This is a genomic window from Bartonella phoceensis (genome assembly GCF_902825145.1).
Taxonomy (GTDB): Bacteria; Pseudomonadota; Alphaproteobacteria; order Rhizobiales; family Rhizobiaceae; genus Bartonella; species Bartonella phoceensis.
Map to the genome: position 1 here is coordinate 1 of NZ_CADEAD010000075.1, position 255 is coordinate 255.

At 38.0% G+C, this 255-nt stretch carries 1 protein-coding gene; it reads right to left on the minus strand.

Annotation, left to right across the window (positions count from 1 at the left end; translation table 11 throughout):
• Window positions 1–255: hypothetical protein (locus J7R07_RS08140; RefSeq protein ID WP_208436339.1), on the minus strand; the 255-nt coding region annotated here is incomplete at both ends.

Genomic DNA, 255 nt, shown 5'->3' on the forward strand with positions numbered 1-255 from the left:
AAAGACTATCTACATAGAAACCCGTATGATGCTGCATACTGCCATATGCTGTAGCAGTCCATTTATCAAACGCACTTTTCTGGCTTTGTTTAACATCCAAAGGTTGTAAAGTAAATCTCTCGTAAGATCCTATAACTCCAAAGGAAGTCGTACCATATACATTTTCGATTGTTTGCAGCAAAACACCTATATCGATTGCGTTATAATCAAGCTCGCCTCCATAACCATACTCAAGCGCAGAAAGATTTGAAGTAT